This is a genomic window from Methanogenium sp. MK-MG (assembly GCF_009914725.1).
In the GTDB taxonomy this organism is placed as follows: Archaea; Halobacteriota; Methanomicrobia; order Methanomicrobiales; family Methanomicrobiaceae; genus Methanogenium.
Genome location: NZ_JAAAWJ010000004.1, coordinates 22,345 through 46,356, shown reverse-complemented (window position 1 = coordinate 46,356; position 24,012 = coordinate 22,345). Strand labels below are relative to the sequence as shown.

The 24,012-nt window shown below is 54.3% G+C and carries 24 protein-coding genes and 1 tRNA gene; 14 read left to right on the top strand and 11 right to left on the bottom strand.

Annotation, left to right across the window (positions count from 1 at the left end; all coding sequences use genetic code 11):
- Positions 1-70 precede the first annotated feature (70 nt).
- Positions 71-397: a type II toxin-antitoxin system PemK/MazF family toxin gene (locus MKMG_RS01295; protein ID WP_165074654.1), complete on the bottom strand. Its 327-nt coding sequence runs from the start codon at positions 395-397 to the stop codon at positions 71-73.
- Between the two features lie 238 nt (positions 398-635).
- Between MKMG_RS01295 and MKMG_RS01290 the strand changes: the two genes are divergently transcribed.
- Both MKMG_RS01290 and MKMG_RS01285 read left to right on the top strand, forming a co-directional pair.
- Complete coding sequence (locus MKMG_RS01290; RefSeq protein WP_165074652.1) at positions 636-1,493, top strand: GNAT family N-acetyltransferase; 858 nt, start codon at positions 636-638, stop codon at positions 1,491-1,493.
- Positions 1,494-1,700: 207 nt separating this feature from the next.
- Positions 1,701-3,191, top strand: coding sequence for a hypothetical protein (locus MKMG_RS01285; protein ID WP_165074650.1), 1,491 nt, complete (start codon positions 1,701-1,703; stop codon positions 3,189-3,191).
- Positions 3,192-3,193: 2 nt separating this feature from the next.
- Here the strand turns inward: MKMG_RS01285 and MKMG_RS01280 are convergent, their stop codons facing one another.
- Together MKMG_RS01280 and MKMG_RS01275 are read right to left on the bottom strand one after the other, a co-directional pair.
- Complete coding sequence (locus tag MKMG_RS01280) at positions 3,194-4,429, bottom strand: GntP family permease (protein ID WP_165074648.1); 1,236 nt, start codon at positions 4,427-4,429, stop codon at positions 3,194-3,196.
- Between the two features lies 1 nt (position 4,430).
- Positions 4,431-5,267: a site-specific DNA-methyltransferase gene (locus MKMG_RS01275; RefSeq protein ID WP_165074646.1), complete on the bottom strand. Its 837-nt coding sequence runs from the start codon at positions 5,265-5,267 to the stop codon at positions 4,431-4,433.
- A gap of 108 nt (positions 5,268-5,375) precedes the next feature.
- Here MKMG_RS01275 and MKMG_RS01270 point away from each other — a divergent pair, with 108 nt between their 5' ends.
- Together MKMG_RS01270 and MKMG_RS01265 are read left to right on the top strand one after the other, a co-directional pair.
- Positions 5,376-6,101, top strand: coding sequence for a YkgJ family cysteine cluster protein (locus tag MKMG_RS01270; RefSeq protein ID WP_165074643.1), 726 nt, complete (start codon positions 5,376-5,378; stop codon positions 6,099-6,101).
- Between the two features lie 58 nt (positions 6,102-6,159).
- The gene (locus MKMG_RS01265) at positions 6,160-6,363 is read left to right on the top strand and encodes a hypothetical protein (RefSeq protein WP_165074641.1); all 204 of its coding nucleotides are present in this window, start codon (positions 6,160-6,162) and stop codon (positions 6,361-6,363) included.
- A gap of 397 nt (positions 6,364-6,760) precedes the next feature.
- Here the strand turns inward: MKMG_RS01265 and speD are convergent, their stop codons facing one another.
- The 7 genes from speD to MKMG_RS01230 form a co-directional block, all read right to left on the bottom strand.
- Positions 6,761-7,174: an S-adenosylmethionine decarboxylase gene (gene speD / locus MKMG_RS01260; RefSeq protein ID WP_165074639.1), complete on the bottom strand. Its 414-nt coding sequence runs from the start codon at positions 7,172-7,174 to the stop codon at positions 6,761-6,763.
- Positions 7,175-7,593: 419 nt separating this feature from the next.
- Positions 7,594-8,652, bottom strand: coding sequence for a tungstate ABC transporter ATP-binding protein WtpC (gene wtpC / locus MKMG_RS01255; protein ID WP_165074637.1), 1,059 nt, complete (start codon positions 8,650-8,652; stop codon positions 7,594-7,596).
- Between the two features lie 14 nt (positions 8,653-8,666).
- A complete protein-coding gene (locus MKMG_RS01250) occupies positions 8,667-9,464 on the bottom strand; it encodes an ABC transporter permease (RefSeq protein WP_165074635.1) in 798 nt (265 codons plus the stop codon).
- Positions 9,454-9,969 (bottom strand): tRNA (N6-threonylcarbamoyladenosine(37)-N6)-methyltransferase TrmO, encoded by a 516-nt coding sequence (tsaA, locus tag MKMG_RS01245; RefSeq protein WP_165074633.1) that lies wholly within the window; start codon positions 9,967-9,969, stop codon positions 9,454-9,456. Before tsaA ends, MKMG_RS01250 begins: the two co-directional genes overlap by 11 nt.
- Positions 9,970-10,023: 54 nt before the next feature.
- Positions 10,024-10,842, bottom strand: coding sequence for a molybdate ABC transporter substrate-binding protein (gene modA, locus MKMG_RS01240; RefSeq protein WP_165074631.1), 819 nt, complete (start codon positions 10,840-10,842; stop codon positions 10,024-10,026).
- 232 nt (positions 10,843-11,074) lie between these two features.
- Positions 11,075-11,899, bottom strand: coding sequence for a molybdate ABC transporter substrate-binding protein (modA, locus tag MKMG_RS01235; RefSeq protein ID WP_165074629.1), 825 nt, complete (start codon positions 11,897-11,899; stop codon positions 11,075-11,077).
- Positions 11,900-12,189: 290 nt separating this feature from the next.
- Positions 12,190-12,612 (bottom strand): hypothetical protein, encoded by a 423-nt coding sequence (locus MKMG_RS01230; RefSeq protein WP_165074627.1) that lies wholly within the window; start codon positions 12,610-12,612, stop codon positions 12,190-12,192.
- Positions 12,613-12,678: 66 nt separating this feature from the next.
- Between MKMG_RS01230 and MKMG_RS01225 the strand changes: the two genes are divergently transcribed.
- A complete protein-coding gene (locus MKMG_RS01225) occupies positions 12,679-13,500 on the top strand; it encodes a TrmB family transcriptional regulator (RefSeq protein ID WP_165074625.1) in 822 nt (273 codons plus the stop codon).
- Positions 13,501-13,900: 400 nt separating this feature from the next.
- On the opposite strand, the gene MKMG_RS01220 is transcribed toward MKMG_RS01225, so the two are convergent.
- Positions 13,901-13,975, bottom strand: a tRNA-Glu gene (locus MKMG_RS01220).
- Between the two features lie 214 nt (positions 13,976-14,189).
- On the opposite strand from MKMG_RS01220, the gene MKMG_RS01215 reads away from it, so the two are divergent.
- The 9 genes from MKMG_RS01215 to MKMG_RS01175 are packed head-to-tail and all read left to right on the top strand — an operon-like array spanning position 14,190 to position 23,791.
- On the top strand, positions 14,190-14,516 hold the full coding sequence (locus tag MKMG_RS01215) for a hypothetical protein (RefSeq protein ID WP_165074623.1): 327 nt from the start codon (positions 14,190-14,192) through the stop codon (positions 14,514-14,516).
- Positions 14,500-16,473 carry a V-type ATP synthase subunit I gene (locus MKMG_RS01210; RefSeq protein WP_165074621.1) on the top strand — a complete coding sequence of 658 codons (1,974 nt, stop codon included), beginning with the start codon at positions 14,500-14,502 and terminating at the stop codon, positions 16,471-16,473. Before MKMG_RS01215 ends, MKMG_RS01210 begins: the two co-directional genes overlap by 17 nt.
- Complete coding sequence (locus tag MKMG_RS01205) at positions 16,463-17,911, top strand: V-type ATP synthase subunit K (protein ID WP_165074619.1); 1,449 nt, start codon at positions 16,463-16,465, stop codon at positions 17,909-17,911. The genes MKMG_RS01210 and MKMG_RS01205 overlap by 11 nt, the downstream gene beginning before the upstream one ends.
- A complete protein-coding gene (locus tag MKMG_RS01200; protein WP_165074617.1) occupies positions 17,912-18,508 on the top strand; it encodes a V-type ATP synthase subunit E in 597 nt (198 codons plus the stop codon).
- A complete protein-coding gene (locus MKMG_RS01195) occupies positions 18,471-19,691 on the top strand; it encodes a V-type ATPase subunit (RefSeq protein WP_165074615.1) in 1,221 nt (406 codons plus the stop codon). Before MKMG_RS01200 ends, MKMG_RS01195 begins: the two co-directional genes overlap by 38 nt.
- A complete protein-coding gene (locus MKMG_RS01190; protein WP_165074613.1) occupies positions 19,688-19,999 on the top strand; it encodes a V-type ATP synthase subunit F in 312 nt (103 codons plus the stop codon). Before MKMG_RS01195 ends, MKMG_RS01190 begins: the two co-directional genes overlap by 4 nt.
- Positions 19,996-21,759: a V-type ATP synthase subunit A gene (locus MKMG_RS01185; RefSeq protein WP_165074611.1), complete on the top strand. Its 1,764-nt coding sequence runs from the start codon at positions 19,996-19,998 to the stop codon at positions 21,757-21,759. The genes MKMG_RS01190 and MKMG_RS01185 overlap by 4 nt, the downstream gene beginning before the upstream one ends.
- Positions 21,756-23,144, top strand: coding sequence for a V-type ATP synthase subunit B (locus tag MKMG_RS01180; protein WP_165074609.1), 1,389 nt, complete (start codon positions 21,756-21,758; stop codon positions 23,142-23,144). The genes MKMG_RS01185 and MKMG_RS01180 overlap by 4 nt, the downstream gene beginning before the upstream one ends.
- Complete coding sequence (locus MKMG_RS01175; protein WP_165074607.1) at positions 23,141-23,791, top strand: V-type ATP synthase subunit D; 651 nt, start codon at positions 23,141-23,143, stop codon at positions 23,789-23,791. Before MKMG_RS01180 ends, MKMG_RS01175 begins: the two co-directional genes overlap by 4 nt.
- Positions 23,792-24,012: the final 221 nt, after the last annotated feature.

The window sequence follows — 24,012 nt, the reverse complement described above, 5'->3', positions numbered from 1 at the left end:
CAGGTGCGTAAAGGATGATGACGGGATGTGCCCCATCTCTCCACATTATGTCTGTTTTTTCACCGGGCAGCTATCGTAATGAATGAACGTTCTCCAGGACTGTCCTGAAATAATCCGGTTCAAGTGTCCCTTTTTTATACCGTATGGACCGTTCGCTGATTGTCCCTCGTTTATGGATCAGGATATAGCTGTCTTCAAAGAGGTCGAGGCCGCCTTCCCGGAAATGATGGATGGAGCATTCAAGGGCAGGGCTGTCCGACGGAGGGCGGGATGTTACCGGGCAGACCTGCATATCTCCCTCTTCTGCCACAGAGAGTATCACAAGAGGACGTGGATATGTGCTGTTTCCCAGGCGGAACGGTGCAAGAATAATATCTCCCGGTCTGCAGCCTTTCATTATATCAAATCCGTTTTATGAGATGAAAAAATTCACGCATGGAGTTGGTGATGTCGGCAATGGGGTGGTGAAAACGGGCCCTGTGCCACCCGAAGACAGGCAGCATGATTTCATAAGGCTGAAATGGCTTGTTGGTCCTTATTCTTTTCAGGTATATGGGTATTCTGTGGCTGCGAGAACTGCATGACATACCGGTATCTGATAAAGAGGGTCCGGGATACTATCCGGATAATACGACATGACCAGAAGAGACAGAACCGATGTGCAGATACGCAATGCCACAAAAGACGACGTCCCCGTATTCATTGAATGGGCACGGCGGGAGGGATGGAACCCCGGCATCCACGACGGAGAGTGCCATTATGCAGTGGACCCGGATGGCTGGTTTGTGGCAGAGCAGGCCGGAGAGATTACCGGCACACTGGTGGTGACCAATTATGACTCGTCATTCTCCTTTGGGGGTTTTTATATCATCCGTGAGAGTGCCCGTGGACACGGCGCCGGCTGGAAACTCTGGAATCATGGTATGTGCCATGCAGGAGAGAGAAATTTCGGCGGAGACGGCGTCTTTGAGATGCAGAACAAGTATGCAGAGAATGCCGGCCTCATCTATGCGTACCGGAATATCCGCTGGCAGGGTATTGCAGAAGGGCGTGCACAGCCGGATCTGGTACCTGCAACAGGACTGCCCCTGGATGCACTGTCAGCGTATGACAGGCAGCATTTTCCTGCAGCTCGCAGCAGGTTTGTGGAAAAATGGATCTCACGGGATAAAACACTGGCACTGGCGTTTATTTATCCGGATGAATCCATCGGCGGGTATGGGGTGATTCGCCGCTGTTTTGAGGGATATAAAATCGGCCCGGTCTTTGCCGATACACCCGATATTGCAGAGAGTCTTGTCGATGGTCTCACTGAATCAATTGCAGGAGACGTCTTCTTCTTTGATACACCTGAACCAAACACTGCTGCGGTGGCAATGGCCCGTGAAAGACATATGGAGGAGGTCTTCGGAACCGCAAGAATGTATTCCCGGCACGTACCGGCGCTTCCGCTGCAGGAGATCTTCGGTGTCACTTCATTTGAACTGGGGTGAGAGCAGTGTCTGGTTTTTAGTAATTTTTTGAGGCCACGGTCAAATATTCAGTCAACGGGTCTGTTGTTTCCGGGATAGTGTTTGTATCCTGCAGCTACGCCGGAGGGTGACCCGGCTATCTCACAGGCCTTCTTTCATCAGATAAGTTCATTACCTTTTCAGAAGATGATAAGACTCTGGTTGTTGTAGTATCAGATCAGGGGAGAGGTGAAGATACTGGATAAACGTAGTGTGTATGATGTGTCCGGGGCAGCAGTCAGCCTCGCGGACCTAATTAAAACCGGCAATGAGGGTGAGATCTTTTGTATCGACAGCAACCCTGGATACTGTGCCAGGATATTCCATGAAAACCACCTCACTGCGACACTCTTTCAGAAGATTACGGCAATGGTGGCAAATCCGCCGGACGCGGGTATTATTAATCACAGGGAGAAGCATGGATCTGTTGTGCTGGCATGGCCGGTCTCTGTGCTCTTTGATTCGCCCCTTGGGAGCAGGAATTTTATTGGCTATAGTATGCCTCTTGTTGATACTGGCCTCTTCCGGGAAGCGCACTGCTATTATGATCCGCAGGAGTGTAGCAGGGAGTTTGGCGGTGCCTTTTCCTGGCGGTATCTGCTCACTGCAGTCTACAATATTGCAACCATAACCGATGATATTCACCGGCACGGACACTGTGTGGGTGATTTTTCCGGCAGTAATATTCTCATTGCCCACACAGCCGCGGTCGCTGTCATCGACTGTGAATCATTTCAAATTCGTGACTCCGCCTCAGGCCGGGTATTCCCGTCCGTTGCAGGAACCGGGGAATACCTGCCGCCTGAACTTCAGGGAGTGGATTTTGCAGAGGAGCACCCTGACCGGTATTATAGCGATCGCTTCGGGCTCGCGGTGATGATCTTCAGACTTCTCATGAGAGGCGTCCATCCGTTTCAGGCGGAGGGCGAGGATGTCTCTGCCCTCCCATACATTGAACAGAAGATACAGAACGGGGTGTTTGCCTTTGCCTCACCTGACAACAGTATTCACCCGCCTTCCTTTGCACCGGATTACCATATCATACCTCCGTCTCTCCGGCGTCTCTTTTCACGGTGCTTTGTTGATGGAATAACAGAACCAAACCGTCGTCCTTCTGCCGGGGAGTGGAAGGACTGCCTCCTCTCAGAAATTCTGGCAATGAAACACTGCAGAGTGAACGCAAACCACTGGTTTGGAGGCCATCTTGCGGCATGTCCCTGGTGCAATGGGGGGCAGGAGATCGTTCCGGCCTTATCCTCCGTCTCCCCGCCGTCTCTTTCTTCCCCTCTCTGTGTCCCGGATGAGACATATGATGCAACAGCACATCGCGTGCCGGAATCTGATGTGGGAGTCACGGATACACCGGCCAACCATTCTGCCATTCTGCTTCCCGAACCCCATCTGACCATGCATGATGTGGCCCGTGGAATCACCATCCCCTGCCGTCTGCCGGTGACGGTAACTGGGGATGGTCCGCTCCTGATTCATGTGACCTCTGATGTTCCCTGGATTGAGATTGCGAACGCTGCGGTCCCGGTTGAAGGTGAGGGAGGCGTGCATGTCACCCTCAATACCGGCAATATGAGTAGCAATGGATTCCAGAAGGGACGGGTACTGCTGAGTGCAGGTGACATAAGAGAAGAGATCTTTCTGTTCGTCTCCGTCCTGCCTGAGTTTTGATTTCAGCCGAAGATGAACAGAGTGATGCCGGCGGTTATCGTTCCTGCACAGAACAGGGGTACGGTGTAGTGCATACATACGTCCCGCAGACTATCGCCTGTTGTCCGGCGTATCAGCCAGAAGAAGGGATCTGTTACAAAACTGAACATCATGCATCCTGCTGCTGTCATCAGGACGAGAGGCAGGGCGGGGACGGTGGCCATGATCTCAGTTCCTGCAAGCAGTGATGCGGTGATGACCGCTGATACGACCCTTGAGCCCTGTGCGGCCTGGAAGAGGGCTGCGATGACAAAGGGTATGAGGATTGCCGGAAGGAGGGGAGTGAGTGACGGCAGGGCAGCAGCAATTCCTCCTTCTGCTGCGACCACTGCCCCAAGGCCGCCTGCACCGCAGAGATCAAAGATGATGATGCCGGCATGTTTCGTACCTGATTCCAGTGCCGGAACGCGGGATGCTGCCGGCGAGAGGATAATGGCGCCGCAGAGACCTGCAAATAGTGCGATATTGATGTTTGCGAGAATGGAGAGGGGTGCGATGATGTGGCCGACAGCAAGACAGGCGACCGGCAGAATAACCGGAATCCATGCCTGCCTGCGACTGCCGGGCGCTGTTTCTTTACTATTCGGGCTGCTAATGCTGCATGCATGATTTCGCACGGAGAGGTATGCAACAATGATGAGTGCAATGAGTGAGAGGGGCAGTGCGACCTGCAGGTAACTGCCGGCGACAAAATCCCCCGGCTGCAGACTGTTTGTAATCGCATAAGTGACCGGAAGAGGGTAGATAAAAACAAACGATATGACTGACCCGCATGCGGCTGCATAGTAAAGTGAAGTGGTGCAGTGCAGTCTTCTGCGGATACCCGCAAGCACCGGTGTGAGGACGATAAAGGGTGTGATGCAGCACATCATCGGGACTGAGAGCAGGTAGCCGGAGAGGGCGGCGGCGGAGACCGGCCGGTGGGCAAACCGCCCGATATCCTCCACAATGCGTTCTGCACCGCCGTCTCTGCTCAGGAATTTGGCGATGACGGATCCACAGTATACCGGTATCCCGAGGAGCGCAAAGAGTGCCCCGGCACCGCCCGTAAATGCCAAAACCGCACTCTCGCCCATGCCGGTGAGCAGTGCAAAAAACAGGGCCCCTCCCGTGAGGGTGATAAACGGCGGGATGGCATGCCTGGAGGCCACGACGGCGATTATCGCAATTGTAAGAATGAGTGCGATTATAGGGGCCATCTCATGTTCCCGACATGGCGCGCCTTCGTATCCGTTCCTCTGCACAGTCACAGTATTCCGGGTCTATATCAAATCCGATGTAGTGCACACCGAGGGTGACGCATGCAAGGGCGGTATTACCGATGCCCATGAAGGGGTCACAGACGAGGGTATCAGGGGTATGTCCGTGCAGGCGGATGCACATCTCCGGAAGTTTCTCCGGGAAACTGGCGGGGTGCGGGCGGGATGAACGGATAGTTTTGTAGGGAATAAACCAGACATTGCCCCGGTCACGCAGGTCCTGTGTTGCCTGTTTCCAGCGGCCGATATTGGTCTTGTCCTGATATTTTACCCCGACTGCAAGTTTATCCAGTTTTGTTGTGCCTGCCGGGGTGAAATGGAAGATATGTTCATGGCACTGGCTCAGAAACCGGTCAGAATTTACCGGCTGATAGTGCCCGACTGATATGTCATCCCTGATGGCCCCATAGTTGCCTGCGTCTTCCTTTGCAATGGAGACAGACTTCACCCAGTGTATCACATTCTGGAGGATGTAATCCTCCCTGAATTCCTGCATGACATCATAGGGCACCCATGGTTCACGGGGTTTTCCGCCGACATTCAGAAAAAAAGAGCCGTCATTGCGAAGGATGCGGCGTGATTCATGCGCTATGCGGTGCATCCAGTCCAGATATTCGTCATAGGGCATGGTGTCATCATGGGTTGCATATGGTTTGCCTATATTGTAGGGAGGCGATGTGACAACGATATCCACAGTGCCGCTTTGCATCAGTTTCATGCCCTCAAGGCAGTCCATCCGGTAAATCCGGTCAGTCTCAATGTATGACGGCATATTCATGTACACGCCCGGTTTCTGTCTGGTATATTTTCCACTCATCAGATTTATGAGACATGATCGGTGAATGCCTGCCCACAAAGAAAGGTGGAAGTATTTTCAGAAAGAAACATGTCTCCAGGTGAGAGAATCTCAAAGGCAGTGCTTCATAGACAGCTGAGTGGACTGGAAGAGGAGCGTGAGCTTCTTGAAGAATATCCGATGGGTGAGTATGCTGAGATCGTCCGCGAGACCGGTTTTTCCTGCACATGTTGCGGCCGCTGCTGCACGAAGGCAGTCAATGACCATGTATTTTTACTTGATGAGGATCTGCACCGCATCAGAGAAGCACATCCGGATGTAGTGGTGCCTGCACCGTATTTTGAGGCATGTGACCAGAACGGCCGGTTCTTTGTGTCCGGGTATGCCCTGAAGACAAAGGACGGAAACGTCTGCACGTTTCTTAACGAATCCGGCTGGTGCCGTATCTATGCAGACCGGCCCTTAATCTGCCGGGTATATCCATATATGCTGCATCGGGAGGCGGATGCATCCGGAGACCTGCGCCTGTGCCATATCTCCGGCCTGAACACCCATGGCGAGTACCAGGTGCCCATGACCACTGAAGACGCGTCAGCAGCGGCAGAAGAGACAATACGCTACGAAAAGGAATACCTGGATCATCAGATCCTATTCTTCCGGGCACTCATTGTTCTTTTTGAAGAAGAGGGGCTCCGGTATGTCCGCCGGACATATGATCTTGCGATGCAGAACTTCTGCCACGGTGAAGCAGTGCCGGTCATGGTCTTCTGCAATGGCCGGTTTGAAGAGACGTTTGTCTCCCGTGATATGTATTAACCCGGGATAGCAGCCGGGATATGCATCCTTTTTTATCTGCCTCCCTGATTATGTAGAGATGGGTAAACGTTCACGTCAGGGGAGGATTGGCATCTTTGTAGTGCTTGTTGCGAGTTTCTTTGGCGCACCGAATTACACTGGGGACATTTGGCAGTTTGTGCCGTCCGGGACCGGCGACCAGGACGATGAATATACCAGAACCACCGGTGTATTCCGGTATGGTGAGAGGTTTGGCGTCAGATGTATAGTAGCTCCTGGCTGAAGAATACTTTCACCCTGCCCGGCGGGTGTTTTTGAACAGAACCGGTCAAGTAACAGATGGGGATGAGAACACCCCCATTCAACACCTCCGCATGCGAGGGGAATTCACCGCAAATCAATTCCTCCCGTATGATTTAAGTCTGCTCCAGGCTTCAGATTCACTTATCATTTCTTTTATTTTTTCCCTGGCATCTTTTTGGTATAGGTGCGGGATGATTCCGGATGCATGTATCCGGCAGAAACCCTGGTGTACACAGAAGTGCGCAATATCCCGTAATGGATAGAAACATCTCTGTAATGTGTAATGAACAGTGCAGAAGACGGGTTTGATTAAAAAAACGGTATGTGCAGGAGTGTCCCCTGCAAAAAAATGAGAATACGAGCCATCCCGGCCGTATTTAATTTCTGAACAAAACCTGTATACCACAGGATTCAGCTTCGAAGAAATCTTTACAGAATTCTCCCATGATCTCGGGAGGGTATTCCTTGCAGCTGAAGATATCAAGGTATGCCGCGTTTGTGTCATTGGCAAAGTGGCCTGATATCAGCGAGGTTTCAATCAGCTGGGTCATGGAATATCCGGCAACCCGCTCATTTGGACCGAAATGGACGACCTGTGTTTCACCAAATGGTTTCATGTCAATGAGTTCACACAGCTGTGCTACGAAATCACGAATCTTTTCCGCATCCCGGATTATTTCCGGGTTACATTTCTTAAGGTCGACTGCGGTCGCAAGACCCCAAGCGTCTGACTCTCTGAATTGTCTGATGATCCCCTCATCAGATGTGGATACTACTGCTACCTGTTCCATGTCTGCTCCGACATAATGTTGTATTAATACATCATTTAATTGAAGATTTAATGGTTTGGTTGATTATATTCGTGCAGAAATCTGATTGATCAGATAATTGGCATTTAAATCAGATTCTATCGCCTTAATATCTTTATTTTTTGAATTGATCCAATTAACGCATGTTTTAATTTTCAATTTACATTATGAAATTAACTCAATATATCTAATTTTGCCATAAATGAACCCGTTACGCCCCACAGTGTTTTAAATTGCCGGCGGCAGACAGGGGATATACAGGCGGGTGCCGGGATTCATATGCGCAGATCAGGGTGCATGGTGTGTGCATTCGTGGTTCTGTACGGGGTTTTCAGGAGTGGTTCCGGGAGGTGCCGCACATAAAGAACATATGAGTAATAAATGGATGGGAGGGTAAAATATCAGAAAATATGCACAGACTGTGCCATCACGGTAAGATATACCGTGTCGCCGATCTCTGCACCAAGGGAGTACCATCCCTGCCGGGTAACTGCAGCAATAAAGGGCAGGCCGGTATCTACGGCAATCCGTACCATCGAGCCGTTGTCTGCCACATCGGTGATGGTGCCTGCAAAGGAATTCCGTGCGGTGGACTCAACTCTGGTGCAGGAGACCATGATGTCTTCCGGCCGGATGGTGGCTGTGACATCGGTATTGCCCGCGCAGAGAGACGAACAGATGAGGTGAGGGCCATCTGTTCCTTTCACTGTGATCTCGGAAAGGCCGTCTGTTACCATGCAGGTGCCCCGGAAGATGTTCTGCACACCGACAAACTCTGCAATAAACTCAGAATTAGGGTGCCGGAATACCTCGTCGGATGTCCCGACCTGCATGATTTTTCCCTGGTGCATCACTGCCACCCGTGAGGCAAGGGAAAATACCTCCTCAAAGTTATGCGTGATGTGGATGATTGTTGTTTTATAAGTGGCATGCAGGCGTTTTAATTCAATCCTGAGGCGCTCACGCGTCTGGCCGTCCAGTGCACTCAGGGGTTCGTCCAGCAGCAGGATGGAGGGTTCGAGGACGATTGCCCGTGAGATTGCCGCACGCTGTTGTTCTCCGCCGGAGAGGGTGTTCGGGTAGCGGTGGAGCAGGTGTCCGATGCCAAATATTTCTGCCACATCCCTCACTTTCTGCGCAATCTCGTCCGGCGGAAGTTTCCGGTTCTTCAGGCCAAATCCTATATTCTCCTCAACCGTCAGGTGGGGGAAGAGCATGTAGTCCTGGTAAACCATCGTGATGTTTCGTTCACGGGGAGGCACAAAGGTCACATCGCGGCCATCGAGGACGACGGTGCCTGAGTCAGGGGGGTATACCCCGGCAATGGTCTCCAGAAGAATGGTCTTGCCGGCACCGGTGGGCCCGATGATGACAAAGTACTCTCCGTCTTCGACTCTGAGGGAGACATCGTCAAGGATGAACTCACCTAAATCTTTTGAAATATGTTCTATCGTTAGCATGATGTTCACCGGTTTTAGAATTTCGCCGATCCTCCGAAGTATTCAAAGACATAGAGGGATACCAATGATATCACCATAAGAATGATTGCAGCAGATATGGCCATCTCCAGCTCACCGCAGGACATGTTTAAAAAGAGCGAAATGGGCAGTGTCTCGGTCTTCATCCGCGTTGCACCGGCAATCATCAGGGCGGCACCGAATTCACCGATGCCTTTTGCCCATGTGATAACAGCGCCTGCGAGAAATCCATTGACTGCCATTGGAATGGTCACCCGCCAGATGGCCTGGAGGTTGGTGCACCCGAGTGTACAGGCCACATATTCATACCGGGGGGAGATGTCGGTGAATGTTGAACGCATAATCCGCAGCATAAACGGCATGTTCACGAAGAACTGGGCGATGATAATTCCAAGGGGGGTAAAGACAAAGACAATGCCTATTGATTCAAGGAAATCGCCGATGGGAGTTGTCCCAAAGAAGAGCAACAGTCCCACACCTGCCACAAGCGGGGGCAGGGCGAGAGGAAGATCAAGAATCGTGCTCACGAAACTTTTTCCCCAGAAATCATACCTGGCCAGTGCATAGGCTGCGGGCACTGCGATGAGTACGCACAGAAGAGTGGATATGATGGATGTGACAAGGCTGAGGTAGATTGCAAACTGAATTTCCTTACTCATCAGTGATTCAACCACTGCGGCAGGGTCAGGGTGCGTCACCACAAGGAGCAGAAGGGCGATGATAAAGCCAGTGAGCACAAGGGCCACTGAGATGCTAATGACCTTCACCCAGTTTCGCCGCAGGTCACTTTTCATGCTTAGCCCTCCCCTTGTCCCTGAGTCCTTTCGGGGTGGCATTCCATGCACCAATGTCGTCCATGTGGGTATTGTCCACCCATCCGTTTTCGACCTCCTCTCGGTGGTCAAACTGGTGCACATACGGCTTGATGTCAAGAATCGGTGTCCCATCAAGGATGTCCACCTGCTCTATCTCCAGTATGTTGTCGTGCACGTCCAGAAGTCTCACGATAGATAGTCCAATGGGGTTTGGGCGGTTGAAGTGGCGAATGGCAAAGATGCCGCGTTCTTTCTCACCGTCCAAGAATGGCTTCTGGGTCAGGTTCTTCCCGGTTGCACGGTCAAAGTGATATATTAAGATCAGGTGTGAGAAGGATTCGATGTCACGCAGACCTTCTGCGAATTCCTCAAATACTTCCACCCGGCCCCGTGACGGGTTAAATATCCCCTGAATCGGGGTGTTCTCATGTTCCGTGTGTTCGGAGTGGATAATTCCAATTGGTCTGAATACGATGTCTGTCATACTTATTTGCCTCTCATCTGATTTTTGTTTGATTCAGTTTTAAAAAATGAATATTCAGGCATCCCCGTATTTTGCAGACGGGTATGTCTCAAATCCGTGCTTTACAAAGATGGCCTTGCCTTCGTCTGATGCGATAAAGTCAGCAAATGCCTGTGCTTCTGCCGGTTTGTCGGAGAACGTCAGGGTGCCCACCGGGATGACCTTGACAAACCCTTCCTCATGGGGAATGTCTACCTGTTCGACGTCTGAGTTGCCGAGGAGGTCTTCCCATATGATGGCGGCATCTGCCTGGTCCATGTTCATGTATACAAGAAGTTCGTTAACGGTCCCTGATCGCACAACGATGTTGTCCTGCAGGTCATCCCAGAGGCCTGCCTTCTCATAGATTTTCTGGGTGGCTTTTCCGACAGCATTTCCAGTTGGTTCACCTATGGCAACCGTTACACCATCCTCGGTGAGGTCTTTGAGGCTGGTGATATTCTTCGGGTTGCCGGGTTCTACTGCTATGGCCAGCACGTGATAGACGACATCCTCACTGCTGTTGATAAATCCCTTCTCTGCTGCGGAGTCGATGTATGCCTTTGCACCGGGCATGTAACAGTCCCCTTTCTGTAGAAGTTCCATCTGTGAGAGCAGCTGTGCTGAGCCGCTGTACGTGTATTTAATCTCAGTGCCGGTCTTCTCCTGGTAGACCTGTGCAATCTCGTCCATTGGATCGCGCAGTCCTGCGCCGGAGTAGACAATCAGTGATTTGTCTTCGGTGGTAATCTGTCCTCCATCCGGAGTAAGTGATGCCTCGGATGTGCATCCGCATACCATACAGAGGCAGAAGGCTGCAATGATGGCAGCGAATGCCCAGTATTTTTTACTCATATGTTCATTAACTGGGCAGTGGGTTTTTAAAAGATGGTTGATTTGTGAGTGTGTTAATCATGTAAATTAAATGTATTTATAATGTGTTTTCTGACACCCGGGGTTCATATAATGTCCGAAAACGGACAGGTTCAGACGGATGGAACAATTTTGACCTGTACGAGGAATTGAGGATGGTATCTCTGTCTTATATCAGGGGAGAATGGTATGGTCAAAAAAAATTGAAAAAGAGTTATGCATCCCCGTATTTTGCACAGGGATAGGTTTCGAATCCGTGCTTCACAAAGATGGCCTTGCCTTCGTCAGATGAGACAAAGTCAGCAAATGCCTGTGCACCCTCTGGATTCTCTGAGAATGAGAGCGTGCCGATGGGGATCACTTTGATGAATCCTTCATCAACCGGAATGTCGACTTTGACAAGGTCTGAGTTATCGAGTAAATCTTCCCAGATGATAGCAGCATCTGTCTGATCCATGTTCATGTATACCATGAGTTCATTGACCGTGCCGGACTGTACCACGATGTTGCCCTGTATGTCTTCCCAGTAACCGGCCTTCTCTAGCATCTTCTTTGATGCCTTTCCTACGGCAGGGCCTGTCGGTTCGCCGATTGCGACACGGACGCCGTCTTTTGTCAGGTCATCAAGGGTGGTGATATCCTTCGGGTTGCCGGGTGCCACAGCGATGGCAAGCGCATGGTAGACGGTCTTCTTGCTGGAATTGATGAAACCCTTCTCTGCTGCGGAGTCGATGTATGACTTTGCACCGGGCATGTAACAGTCGCCTTCCTGGAGAAGTTCAATCTGTGAGAGCAGCTGTGCTGATCCACTGTACGTGTATTTAATCTCAGTGCCGGTCTTTTCCTGATAGACCTGTGCAACCTCATCCATTGGTTCACGTAGGCCTGCACCGCAGTAGACGATCAGGGATTCAGCTGATTCAGAGACTCCTGCAACAGGGGTGGTGTCTGCCGGTGTGGCCTCGGATGTGCATCCGCAGGCCATACAACAGGCAAGTGCTACGATTAAGAGCACTGCCGGGAGATATTTACGACTCATATGTTCATATGTTTGATTTCCTGAATAAAAAGGGGGTTGAATGGTTTCAGGGTTAAATAGATGACATTTACCTGAGTTCTCATCCGGAACGATGGTTGCAGGGTAATGATCCGCCGGTGACAGATGTATGAATATCTCTGATTAAGTTCGCATAATTCCCACATCAGTGGGTTTTTCACCCTCCAAAATAGTTGTGTCCTCTTTGTTCGTCCGGATAGTGCACCTGTTGGAAAGGATGTCATCTCCTTTCATGCATTCCCTGCGGGATTTCTATAGGGAGCATATGCAGATCAATACTCCGTGCATCCTGGATGTGAAACAGGTGAATGTATGCCATGCCTGTGGTTCACAGGATTGATTTTTACTGTTTTTTCCTGAGAATAATCATTGATCAGGCTCTGGATGATATGGATGGCCAGTTCCGCGTCGGAGACGCCATGGGTGGGGATCCCGCAGCTCCTGCTGAACTGCATGAGTTTTTCTCTTGATACAATGGCGATGCAGTCAGAGTCTATATCAACACTCTCCAGAGGCATCTGTTGTATTCCCTGGGAGATCTTTTCTTCATTTTCCATGAAATTCCAATGGAGACACTCAATATAGTTCCTGATGTCAAGAGGCGGTATAATTCCTGCATCTGACCAGATCTCATGCGTCCTGTGGTCTGAATAATGGGGAATGGTAATTGTAGTGGGTATGTCTGGTGTGGTCAAATGGACTCTCTCCTCACGGTGGCCATACATACGTTGATGATTGTTTGATATATACTACCTACAACTATGGGAGTTGCAGATGTGGATTCCATTGTCCCGACCCTTCAGTCTCTGGGATTTACCGGGTATCAGGCAAAGGCGTATGTGGCACTTGTGGGATTTGGCATTGCCACAGCACGCGAAATTCATGAGAAAAGTGGCGTCCCTCATGGAAGAATTTATTCTGTTCTGAAAGGTCTGGCAGACAAGGGATATGTGAAGGTGCAGGAAGGCACGCCTGCCTATTATCAGGCGGTTAATCCAGGAGAGGTGATCGGTTCTTTAAAGGGGACATTCAATGAACAGATTGATGCATCCATTGCAACCCTGAGTAAACTGCATTTTGAGACAAAGTTAGAGACACCATTCTGGTCTATTCACAGTGAGTGGGGAGTCAGAAACAGGGTGAAAACCCTCATACTGAATGCAAAAGATGAGATTATCATCTTCGCTGACGATCCTGAATTTCTACGCAAGACTATTCCTGAAATAAAAAAGGTGCACAAACGGGTGAATGTCACCATTCTCTCCGAAAATAAAGAATTTCACCGGAACATACGCCTTCACGTACATGAACCCGGTGAGAGACTGAACGCTTTTTTCGATGAACTTCAGTCTGTGGATTTACCGGGAGATATTTCCATACGAGAACATGAAGATCAGTTTTTCATGATTGTAGATGGGAGAGAGGCGATCTCAGTTTCAACCTCTCCCGGGAAAATCCTCGGAACGGTCATAAAAATGCCGGTTATGTCGTTCATGATGGCAACACTCTTCAAACTTCTCGACCCTGCTATCGGGACCGGGCTTCCCGATTCACTGCGCCAGGATGATCCGGGAAAAAGATGAGAGTAGTATGGATATTGTGATGCAGTATGTGGAAATATTTTGACCGGACTACCATGTGTCTTCTCTCCTGCCCCCATGAATCAAAATGCTGCGATGATCTGATCCACGAATGCATCCACATCCGGGTTCTTATCTTCACAGCCGAAGGGGTCCCTGATCACAATTCTGGATTATTTTAAATATTCCCTAATATTTATGCGACTGCAAATTCAAACTCCACCGATAGGCTCAACGATTTGTTTCATGAATGCAGCCGACCGAATAAATTGCTGAATTACGAATCCGCGCAATGAACAAACAGAGGATACGGAAAAAAAGAATTAGTCACCAATCATACGAATCGCAAATAGAATTCAATAAAGGCATAAATCATCAAAAGAACAACAAAATAGCTTCAATATGCTGATATGGGGATTCGAACCCCAGTCGTCGGCGTGAGAGGCCGACATGATTGGCCGGACTACACTATATCAGCAATGTAGTGGTGCCTACTAAGATAGGTCTGATTCTTACTTAAATATACGCATTTGACATTTGAGTTCTGGTCGATCCGGCCAAACCTGCTGAATCAACCGACCTCCCGATGACAACCCGTTCCTGTCTGTTCCTCCTGAAAAACACCCACCCACTCTCCGCAGGGGCGAAATACTTAATGACTGGCGGGGATATCAACACACAGGAGGGGTTGTGTGCCATTCCAGGAAATAGTCCATATCCAGGAGGCAGAGGCAGCGGCGCTTGCGGTAATCGAACGGGCACGCGCTGAGGCGGATGCCCGCATCAGTCAGGCTCATGCCGATGCCCGGTCGGCTGCAACAGACGCCAGAGAGCGGGCCGGGGCTGAAGTGGCGGCACAGATCACCGCTGTGGAAGAAGAGGCGGCAGCAGAGGCAGCGAGGATTCATGCGGCGGCAGCAGAGGAGATCGCAGTTATCCGGGAAGTGACCGACGCCAGGCTTGATGAGGCCATCACTTTTGTTATTGGGGAGGTGACCGGGTATGCTCAGACCCGCTGAGATGGTCAGGCTCACCGTGGGGGTGCACGCTGCCGGGCGAAATGCGATGGTCGCCGCCATGCACGAGGCAGGGGCCGTTGAACTACGACCTGTCGCTGATGAAGCACAGCTCCGCGAGCTTGTCACTCCGTGCCGGCGGTCACCGGCCATCCCTGACATTGCCGGGGCCCGGTCCCGTCTTGAACGGGCCGTTGAGATCCTTACGGCAATCACCCCGGAGAAAAACCCGGTTGTCGCACTATTTTCCCCTCCGACAGATGAAAAAATATCATTTCCTGTCACCGATGCCGCATCTGCCCTCGAAGAAGCGGTTCGTTTCTCAGAGATAACAGACACCATACTTGCCCTGCATACCCGTGATACTGCCGCAGCAGAACGCCTGACACGGCTGGAAGAGGAAGAGGGAATGCTCCGCCTGCTGCTTCCGTTTGGCATCGAACCCGGCCGGTTTGGCAAAGCGGGCCTTCTGGAGGTACGGGCCGGCATCATCCTGGCCAGTGAATGTGCAGATATTGAGGCACATCTGAGAGAAGGGATGCCCGGGCTTGCTGTGCCATTTCTCCTCTGCGGCGCAGGAGACCGACCGGCCACCGTCGTCACCATCACGCACCCGGATGCGTCAGCAGATGCAGACCGGGTGCTCCGGGCACTTGCATTCCGGGAGTTTGCCCCGGAGACGACTGAAGGCACGGCATCAGCAGGCATCACAGCCATACAAGCCGAACGAAACCGGCTCCAACAGCAACAAAAAGAGATCCACACCTCCCTTGAACATCTGGCACTGACCCATCTTATGCCGCTTGAGGCGATGGCAGAGGAGCTGAGAGTCATGCGGGAGCGTGAGGATGCCTCCCCTCTCTTTGGAAAGACCGGTTCTCTGACGGTCATGCAGGGATGGGCCAAAACACGTGACCTGCCGCGCATACGGGCACTCTGCGACCGTTCAGCAGGCGATCTTTCCTTCTGCACCGCAGCACCTGCAACAGGCACAGTGCCGTCGGCCTTTGACCACCCCCACTGGCTGGCACCGTACGGGTTTCTCACCGCCATGTTCGGGATGCCGGCGTATGGCAAAATAGATCCCACACTCTTCCTTGCGCCGGTACTCGTTCTCACCTTCGGCCTCATGCTCGGCGATGCCGGGTATGGCATCCTTCTCTTCCTCATCGCAGCCCTGCTCCTCCACGGGGCCGGGCATACACAGGGAACCACCCGCGACCTTGCAATTGTACTCTGTGCCTGTGGTGTGGCGGGCACCGTCTCTGGTCTCCTGATGGGAAGTTTCTTCGGCAACCTGCCGGCCTTCTTCGGCATCACACTGCCGTTTACGGTCATCGAACCTCTCAATGATCCTCTTTCTCTTCTCCTTCTGGCGCTTGCCATCGGCATCGCCCACCTCAACCTCGGTTTTGTGATTGCTGCATCAGAACATCTCCGGTGTGGTGAACGCCGACAAATGCTCTATTCTGAATGCACCTGGTTTCTGCTTCAGCCCTGTGCGGCAGTTCTCATTCTCTCGTTCTTTGGGTGGGCCACATTCTCATCCCTCACCACCACACTCGCCTGGGTCGGTGGTGTGGTTGCTATCATTGGTATCCTGAAAGATAACGGTCCGCTCGGTTTTTTCTCTCTCACCGGCTACCTCGGGGACTGGCTCAGCTATACTCGTATCCTTGCACTTGCCCTTGCCACGGGCGGCATTGCAATGATGATCAACATCCTCTCGGGGATGATTATGGGAATCGGCCCGGTCTTTTTTATCGTTGGCATTCTCTTTGCTGTTGCCGGGCATGCGGCAAACCTGGTCCTCCAGTGCCTTGGGGGATTCATCCATGCACTCCGCCTCCAGTATGTAGAGTTTTTCGGGCGGTTCTTTGACGCAGGCGGGAGAGCGTTTTCCCCCTTTGCAGCACAGCGGACACATACGATGCCGCAGGAGGAATGCGATGGTCGTTGATGCAGGTACCATTCTTGCCGTGACCGGAGCCGGTCTTGCCGTCGGTCTCTCCGCCATTGGCTCAGGCATCGGTGTCGGCATCGCCGGTGCCACCGGTGCTGGTGTCATCGCGGTCCGGCCGGAGAAGTTTGGGCGGGCACTGGTCTTCCAGGCCGTGCCTCAGACCCAGGGCATGTACGGTCTCCTTGTCGCGGTTCTCATTCTTCTTTCAACCGGTGTCATCGGCGGCGGGGGCGGGGCTGTGCCCCTTCCCCTCGGCCTTGCCGCAGTTGGTGCGGGCCTTGCGACCGGCATCTCCGGCTTTTCGGCGATTGGGCAGGGCATTGCGGCATCCGCAGGCATTGCCGCCACCGCCGAGCACGACTCTGCAATGGGCAGGAGCCTGATCTTTGCCGTCATCCCGGAGACGCAGGCGATATACGGCCTCCTGGTCGCCATTCTCATCATGGCCTTCAGCGGACTTTTGACCGGGGACGCGGCGGCGACCGAAGCGACCGGCCTTGCCGCCATCGGATGCGGTCTTGCGGTGGGCATCGCCGGACTCTCTGCCATCGGCCAGGGCATCGCCGCTGCGGCAGGGTCTGCTGCCTCCGCCGAGCATGAAGAAAGCTTTGGCAAGAGTCTGGTCTTCTCGGTGATACCGGAGACGCAGGCGATATACGGCCTCCTGGTTGCCATCCTTATCATGGCCTTCACCGGCATGATTGCCGGAGAACCGACCCGAAATCTTGCCCTCGGCTTTGCCGCCATTGGGTGTGGGTTTGCCGTCGGGCTTGCCGGCATATCCGCCATCGGCCAGGGTATTGCCGCTGCGGCGGGCACGGCGACAACCGCCGAGCATGAAGAGAGTTTCGGGAAGAACCTGGTCTTCTCGGTGATACCCGAGACACAGGCGATATACGGCCTTTTGGTTGCCATCCTCATCATGGTCTTCACCGGCATGATCACCCATGACATCACCGCCACTCTTGCCGCAGGGTTTGCCGCCATCGCCTGCGGATTTGCCGTGGGCTTTGCAGGCATATCCGCCATCGGCCAGGGCATTGCGGCATCAGCAGGCATTGCAGCCACCGCAGAGAAAGAGGAGATGTTCGGGAAGGCACTGGTCTTCACCGTCATACCGGAGACGCAGGCAATATACGGCCTTTTGGTTGCCATCCTTGTGATGGCCTTCACTGGCATGATCACCCGTGATGTCACGGCAACGGCTGCAGCAGGCCTTGCCGCCATCGGTGCCGGGTTCGCCGTCGGTCTTGCAGGTCTCTCTGCCATCGGTCAGGGGATGACTGCCGCCTCAGGCATCGGCGCCACTGCACAGCGGCGTGATGCGATGGGGGCAAGCCTCGTCTTTGCCGTAATGGCAGAGACCTTTGCGATATTCGGGCTCTTGATCGCTGTGTTAATCATGTTCGGCATCGGGCTCTTCGGGGGTGCGTGAATGGGTGTGGAAGAGATCATTGCACGGATGAATGCAGATGCAGCCGCAGAAGCCGCCCGGATACTGCATGCGGCAGAAGGTGAGGTGTCCCATATCCAGCGTGAGGGCGAGATCGCAGCAGAGGCGGCATACACCACCATCTCTGCTGACGGCAGACAAGAGGCGGAGAACCGGCGGAGAAAGATTCTCGCACGGGCACAGCTCGCAGCACGGGGCGGAGTGCGGAAGGCACGGGAGGAGGGCATCACCCGGTGCTTTACCGGGGCAAAAGAGCACCTGGCTCTCCTTCCCCACATGCCTGTGTATACTGATGTGCTGCGCCACCTGATCGCAGAAGGGCAGGAGGTCATCGGGCAAGGAAAGCACGAGGTGCTCTTCCGGGAGGAGGATCAGGATGCCGCAGAAGCAGCACTCGTGGCATTCCCGGACGTCACCGCTGCCCTGCTGCGTGAGGAGAGCACAGACCGCAGCGGTGGCGGAATTGTGGTCACCTGCCGGATGCACCGGTGCGACCAGCGTTTCTCTGCCAGATGCGAACGGATGCGGGGGCGCCTGACCCGTGAAACAGCGCATATACTCTTTGGCGGCCATGACTGACATCTCCCTCTCATCCATATTCTCCGGCCTGCTCTCCGGGGACGGTGCAACAGCACTCCTCGTTGCGGCCCTCGCCATATCCATCCTCATTGGCCTGATGCTCGCGGCATCGGCCGGATACTTTCGCATCATCCTGAATATTGCGGTCTTCGCCCGGCCGGATGCACGGGTGCGGGCGATTGGCAATCCGATGGTGGACCCGGTGACGGTTGCAGTCGTGCGTGAGGCACATACCCTCCACGATCTCTTTGACCGCTTCCGGGCCGCCGGCCACACCTTCCCGTCGGCAGGAGAGATGGATATTGACATCGCAGAACAGGCCATCCGCGGGTATTATTACGGGAAGGTGATGAGCCTCAGTGAGAATGTGCCGGACAGTGTGCGCCACTTCTTTGCGACATACGGGGGGATGCTTGTTGCACGGGAAGCCGCATGGATTATTATGGGCAGGGCCGGGAATGTCTCTCCCGGAGACCTTGAGCAACAGACATCTCCCGCAGGGTCGTTAACACCGGAACTGGTCCACAGGGCGGTCCATGCCGCAGGGCCTGAGGATGCGCTCAACAGGTTTGCCCAGACACCCTTCGGACCGGTGCTTACCGCCGCATACCGCACGGCATCAGGTGATCCTGCCCGTTTCTCTGCACTGGTGCAGACCGCCCTGCTGGAGAAGCTCTCTCTTGCGGCCCGGAGTGTGGACATATCCCTCTCACCTCCCGTCACAGAGACTGCCGGCCGGATGATTGATATTGCAAACATCCGGGCATTGATCCGTGCCCTCTCGTTTGATATGGGGCGGGAAGAGACCGGCAGCCATCTCATCCCGAATGGAGGATTTGAACTCACCGGTGACCGGTTTGAGCATGCGAAGCGGGCCGGTTCCCTGCCGGACCTCATACAGGCACTTGCAGGGACACAGTATGAACCTTATCTCTCCCGTCATCCCGAGACTGCCAGGGATGAGAATATACCGGTGCTTGAGGCAGCCCTTGATCAGTGCATGCTTGATTCCGTCCGTGCGGTGTCAAATCAGTATCATCTGGAGAGCGGCCCTTTACTCCGCTATATCGTCGCACTTGGATATGAGGTGCAGAATATGCAGGCGATCGCAGGAGGGGTTGCCGCCTCCCTGCCACCTGAAGAGATTGAACGGCTACTTGTGCTGGAGGAGATGAGAGAATGAATATCATCGCAATCGGTGACCGTATGATGGTGTCCGCCTGCAGGGCGGGAGGTATCTCTGACACCATTCCCTGCCGTGATGCAGAGGAGGCACGCCGCGCCCTCGAAGAGGTGCTGGAGCACCCAGACACCGGTGTCGTCTGTGTGCTAGACCGGTATCTGAAAGAGATTTCAGTCTCTCCCCCGCGGAAGGCATATCCGGTTGTCATCGGCATTCCCGGACCGGAAGGGCCGGTCCATGGCGAGGATGCGGTCTCTGCAGCGGTCAGAAAGGTCGCAGGCAGGCATATGCCGGGGGCGGACCGGTGACCGGGCGCATCATCCGCATCACAGGTCCGGTGGTGGAGGCGGACAGTATGCGTGGGGCACTCATGTATGAGGTGGTCCATGTGGGAGAGGCCGCCCTGATAGGCGAAATAATCGGCCTCTCTGAGGATGTGGCGACCATTCAGGTGTATGAGGATACCACCGGCCTTGCCCCGGGCGAACCGGTGGGACGGACCGGTGCCCCGCTCTCCGTTGAACTGGGTCCCGGCCTTCTGGGTATGGTCTATGACGGCATTCAGCGTCCGCTTGAAGTGATACGTGAAGAGATGGGTGCATTCATCGTCCGCGGCGCCTCGTTCCCTGCCCTTGACCGGAAGTGCACATACCCATTCACCCCGGCGGCAGCACCGGGCACTGCGGCAACACCCGGCACAATTATCGGCACGGTAGAGGAAGGCAGGTTTACGCATTCCATTCTCGTCCCGCATGGCATGGCAGGCACCCTTGCCCGTGTGGCAGGTGCCGGAGAGTATACCGTGACAGCTGATATTGCCACTGTGCTCAGCAGTGACGGAAAAGAGCAGCCGGTTGCCATGCTCCGCCGCTGGCCGGTGCGGGTGGCGCGACCGGTCGCAGAGAAACTGAAACCCGCTGACCCCCTGATAACCGGGCAGCGGGTCATCGATTCCTTCTTCCCCATTGTCAAAGGCGGGACGGCTGCGGTGCCCGGACCGTTCGGGGCCGGAAAGACCGTGGTCCAGCATCAGCTGGCGAAGTGGTCGGATGCTGACATCATCGTCTATGTGGGCTGCGGGGAGCGGGGCAATGAACTCGCAGACGTGCTGCGCCAGTTTCCGGCCCTCACTGACCCGAAGAGCGGGGAGCCGCTGATGGGGAGGACCGTTCTCATCGGCAACACCTCAAATATGCCGGTTGCCGCACGGGAGGCCTCTGTTTATACCGGCATCACCATCGCCGAGTATTACCGTGACATGGGCTATGACGTGGCCCTGATGGCTGACTCCACCTCCCGCTGGGCAGAGGCGATGCGGGAGATATCCGGGCGTCTTGAGGAGATGCCGGGTGAGCACGGATATCCGGCCTATCTCGCCTCCCGGCTTGCGTGCTTCTATGAACGGGCAGGAAACGTTCGTGTGCTGGGTCCGTCCAACAGGACGGGTTCTGTCTCTGTCATCGGTGCCGTCTCGCCACCGGGCGGGGACTTCTCAGAACCGGTCACCCAGAATACCCTCCGGGTCGTCCGGGTATTCTGGGCACTGGACGCAGACCTTGCCCATGAACGCCACTTTCCCGCGGTCAACTGGCTCACATCCTACTCCCTCTATCCGGATGATGTCGAGGCATGGTGGAATGAGCATGCGGGTGACAGATGGGGGGAGATGCGCAGAAGCATGATGGCTACCCTCCAGAAAGAGAGTGAACTCGAGGAGATTGTCCAGCTGGTGGGGCCTGACGTGCTGCCGGAGGACGACAAACTCTCCCTGCATGTCGCGGAGTATATCCGGGAGTCCTTTTTGATCCAGTATGCCTTTGACCCGGCAGATACCTTCTGCGCCCCGGATAAGCAGTATATGATGATGCAGCTCATCACCGATTACGCCCGCTACGGGAAGGCGGCGGTTGCAGGCGGCATGCCGGTCTCTGCGATTGCAGACATGCCGGTAGCAAAACGCCTGCTGCGCCTCGGTGCTGTCCCGGATGCCGACTTCAGGGAGTATTTTGAGGAGACGGAACGCAGGATGAAAGAAGCGTTCCATAACCCTGGCGGAGGGATAACATGACCTCACCTGCACGGGAGTACACCTCGGTTGTCCGGGTGGCAGGCCCCCTGATGGCTGTCTCCGGTGTCGGCGATGCAACATATGGCGAAGTGGTGGAGATCCGTCTGCCTGACGGCGAAAGACGCCTGGGGGAGGTGCTGGAGAGCCGCTCAGATGTCGCCATCATTCAGGTGTTCGGCGGGACACAGGCACTTGACACCGAGATCACATCGGTCCGGTTTACCGGATATCCTATGCGCATGGTCGTCAGTCCCGAGATCATCGGCCGGGTATTTGACGGGTCTGCCGCACCGGCTGACGGCGGCGGGCCGGTTATTCCCGGAAAGGTGCAGGACATCGCCGGGTCAGCGGTCAACCCGACCGCACGTGCCTACCCGGAAGACTGTATCGAGACCGGCATATCGGCAATCGACGGCATGAATACCCTCGTGCGGGGGCAGAAACTGCCGATATTTTCCGGTGCGGGACTGCCGCATTCCATGCTTGCCGCCCAGATTGCCCGGCAGGCCCGTGTCCTGAGGGATCACGAGGAGTTTGCCATCGTCTTTGGCGCGATGGGAATCACAAATGAGGATGCACAGTTCTTTCTGGATGAATTCGAGGATACCGGTGCCCTGGAGCATGCGGTCCTCTTCATCAACCGTGCCGATGACCCCGCAATAGAACGTATCATCACCCCCCGCCTTGCCCTGACCACCGCAGAATATCTCGCCTTTGACCGCGGGATGCACGTCCTTGTCATCCTCCAGGATATCACTGCCTACTGTGAAGCGCTGCGTGAGGTCTCCGCCGCCCGTGACGAGGTTCCTGCCCGCCGGGGGTATCCCGGATATATGTATACGGACCTTGCCTCCATCTTTGAACGGGCCGGGCGTATTCACGATAGGAAGGGGTCGATTACCCAGCTGCCCATCATCTCCATGCCGGATGACGACATCACCCATCCGGTGCCTGATCTGACAGGCTACATCACCGAGGGGCAGATTGTCCTCTCCCGTGACCTCTATCGCAAGGGCATCTACCCGCCCATTGACGTCCTCCCCTCCCTCTCCCGCCTGATGGCAGGGGGTATCGGGAAGGGAAAGACCCGGGAAGATCACGGGGCGGTCTCAGATCAGTTGTATGCCGCCTATGCAAAGGGGAGGCGTCTGGAGAGTCTGGTAACGGTCATCGGTGATGAGGGGCTCAGTGAAACGGACCGGCGGTACCTTACGTTTGCCGCACGGTTTGAACGTGAATTCATCGGGCAGGGGCGTGCCGTGGGGCGCACCATTACGGAGAGTCTTGACACTGCCTGGAAACTCCTCTGCCTCTTCCCGGAGGAAGAACTCAACCGTATCCCGACAGACCTGATTGAGACATATCGTGGCGGTGATGGGCAGTGAGCAGGCAGAAAATCCGTGGTGTCCGGCCCACCCGGATTGAACTCCTGAAGATCAGAAAACGGATCGTGGTGGCGGAGAAGGGGCATGAACTCCTGCAGGAGAAGCTTGATACGATGGTGATGGAGTTCTTCCGTCTCCGGGAGAGACGCGAGGGTCTGCGCAGGGAGACCGAGGCTGCCTTCGCTGTTGCATACCTGCCCCTGCAGCGTGCCGGAATGCTCATGGGCCAGCGCGGGCTGGAAGAAGCCATCTCTCTGACGAAACCTGCAGAGGAGATTGAGATGGGCACCGTCACCGTGATGGGCACCCCGGTTCCCGCCATCGCCCTGCCCGAACCCTTCCGTGATCGCCGTGAACCGGGGTATCCGCTTGCCATGCCGTCCACCCATCTGGATGCGGCATACCGGCAGTGCGAGGAGGCGGTGAAGGCCGCCATCAGCCTTGCAGAACTCGAAGGGTCCCTCGTGCGTCTTGCAGATCAGATCGCCGTGACCCGGCGGAGGGTCAATGCCTTGGCAAACATCCTGATTCCCTCGCTGTATGACACCGCCGCCTACATCGAGGACTATCTTGAAGAGATGGAGCGGGAAGACATCTTCAGGAGAAAACGGGCAAAGATGTCCCGTTCCGGAGGGCTTTTGCTGTGAGTTCCGATGATTATGCCCGTATCTTCTTTCTGCTTCAGCTGGCAGGCGCTGCAGTTCTTGCAATTGGCGGGATGGTATTCCTGCTCGTTCTGGTATGAACCTGCCCTGAGTGCAGCACAGGAGCAGCATTCATCGAATGCACGCGAAAAGTCAGTAATTTCTGTCCGTCACTATCGCATTATCCCTGCTGCCTGCGGGGTATTGTATCTCTTCAAAACCGT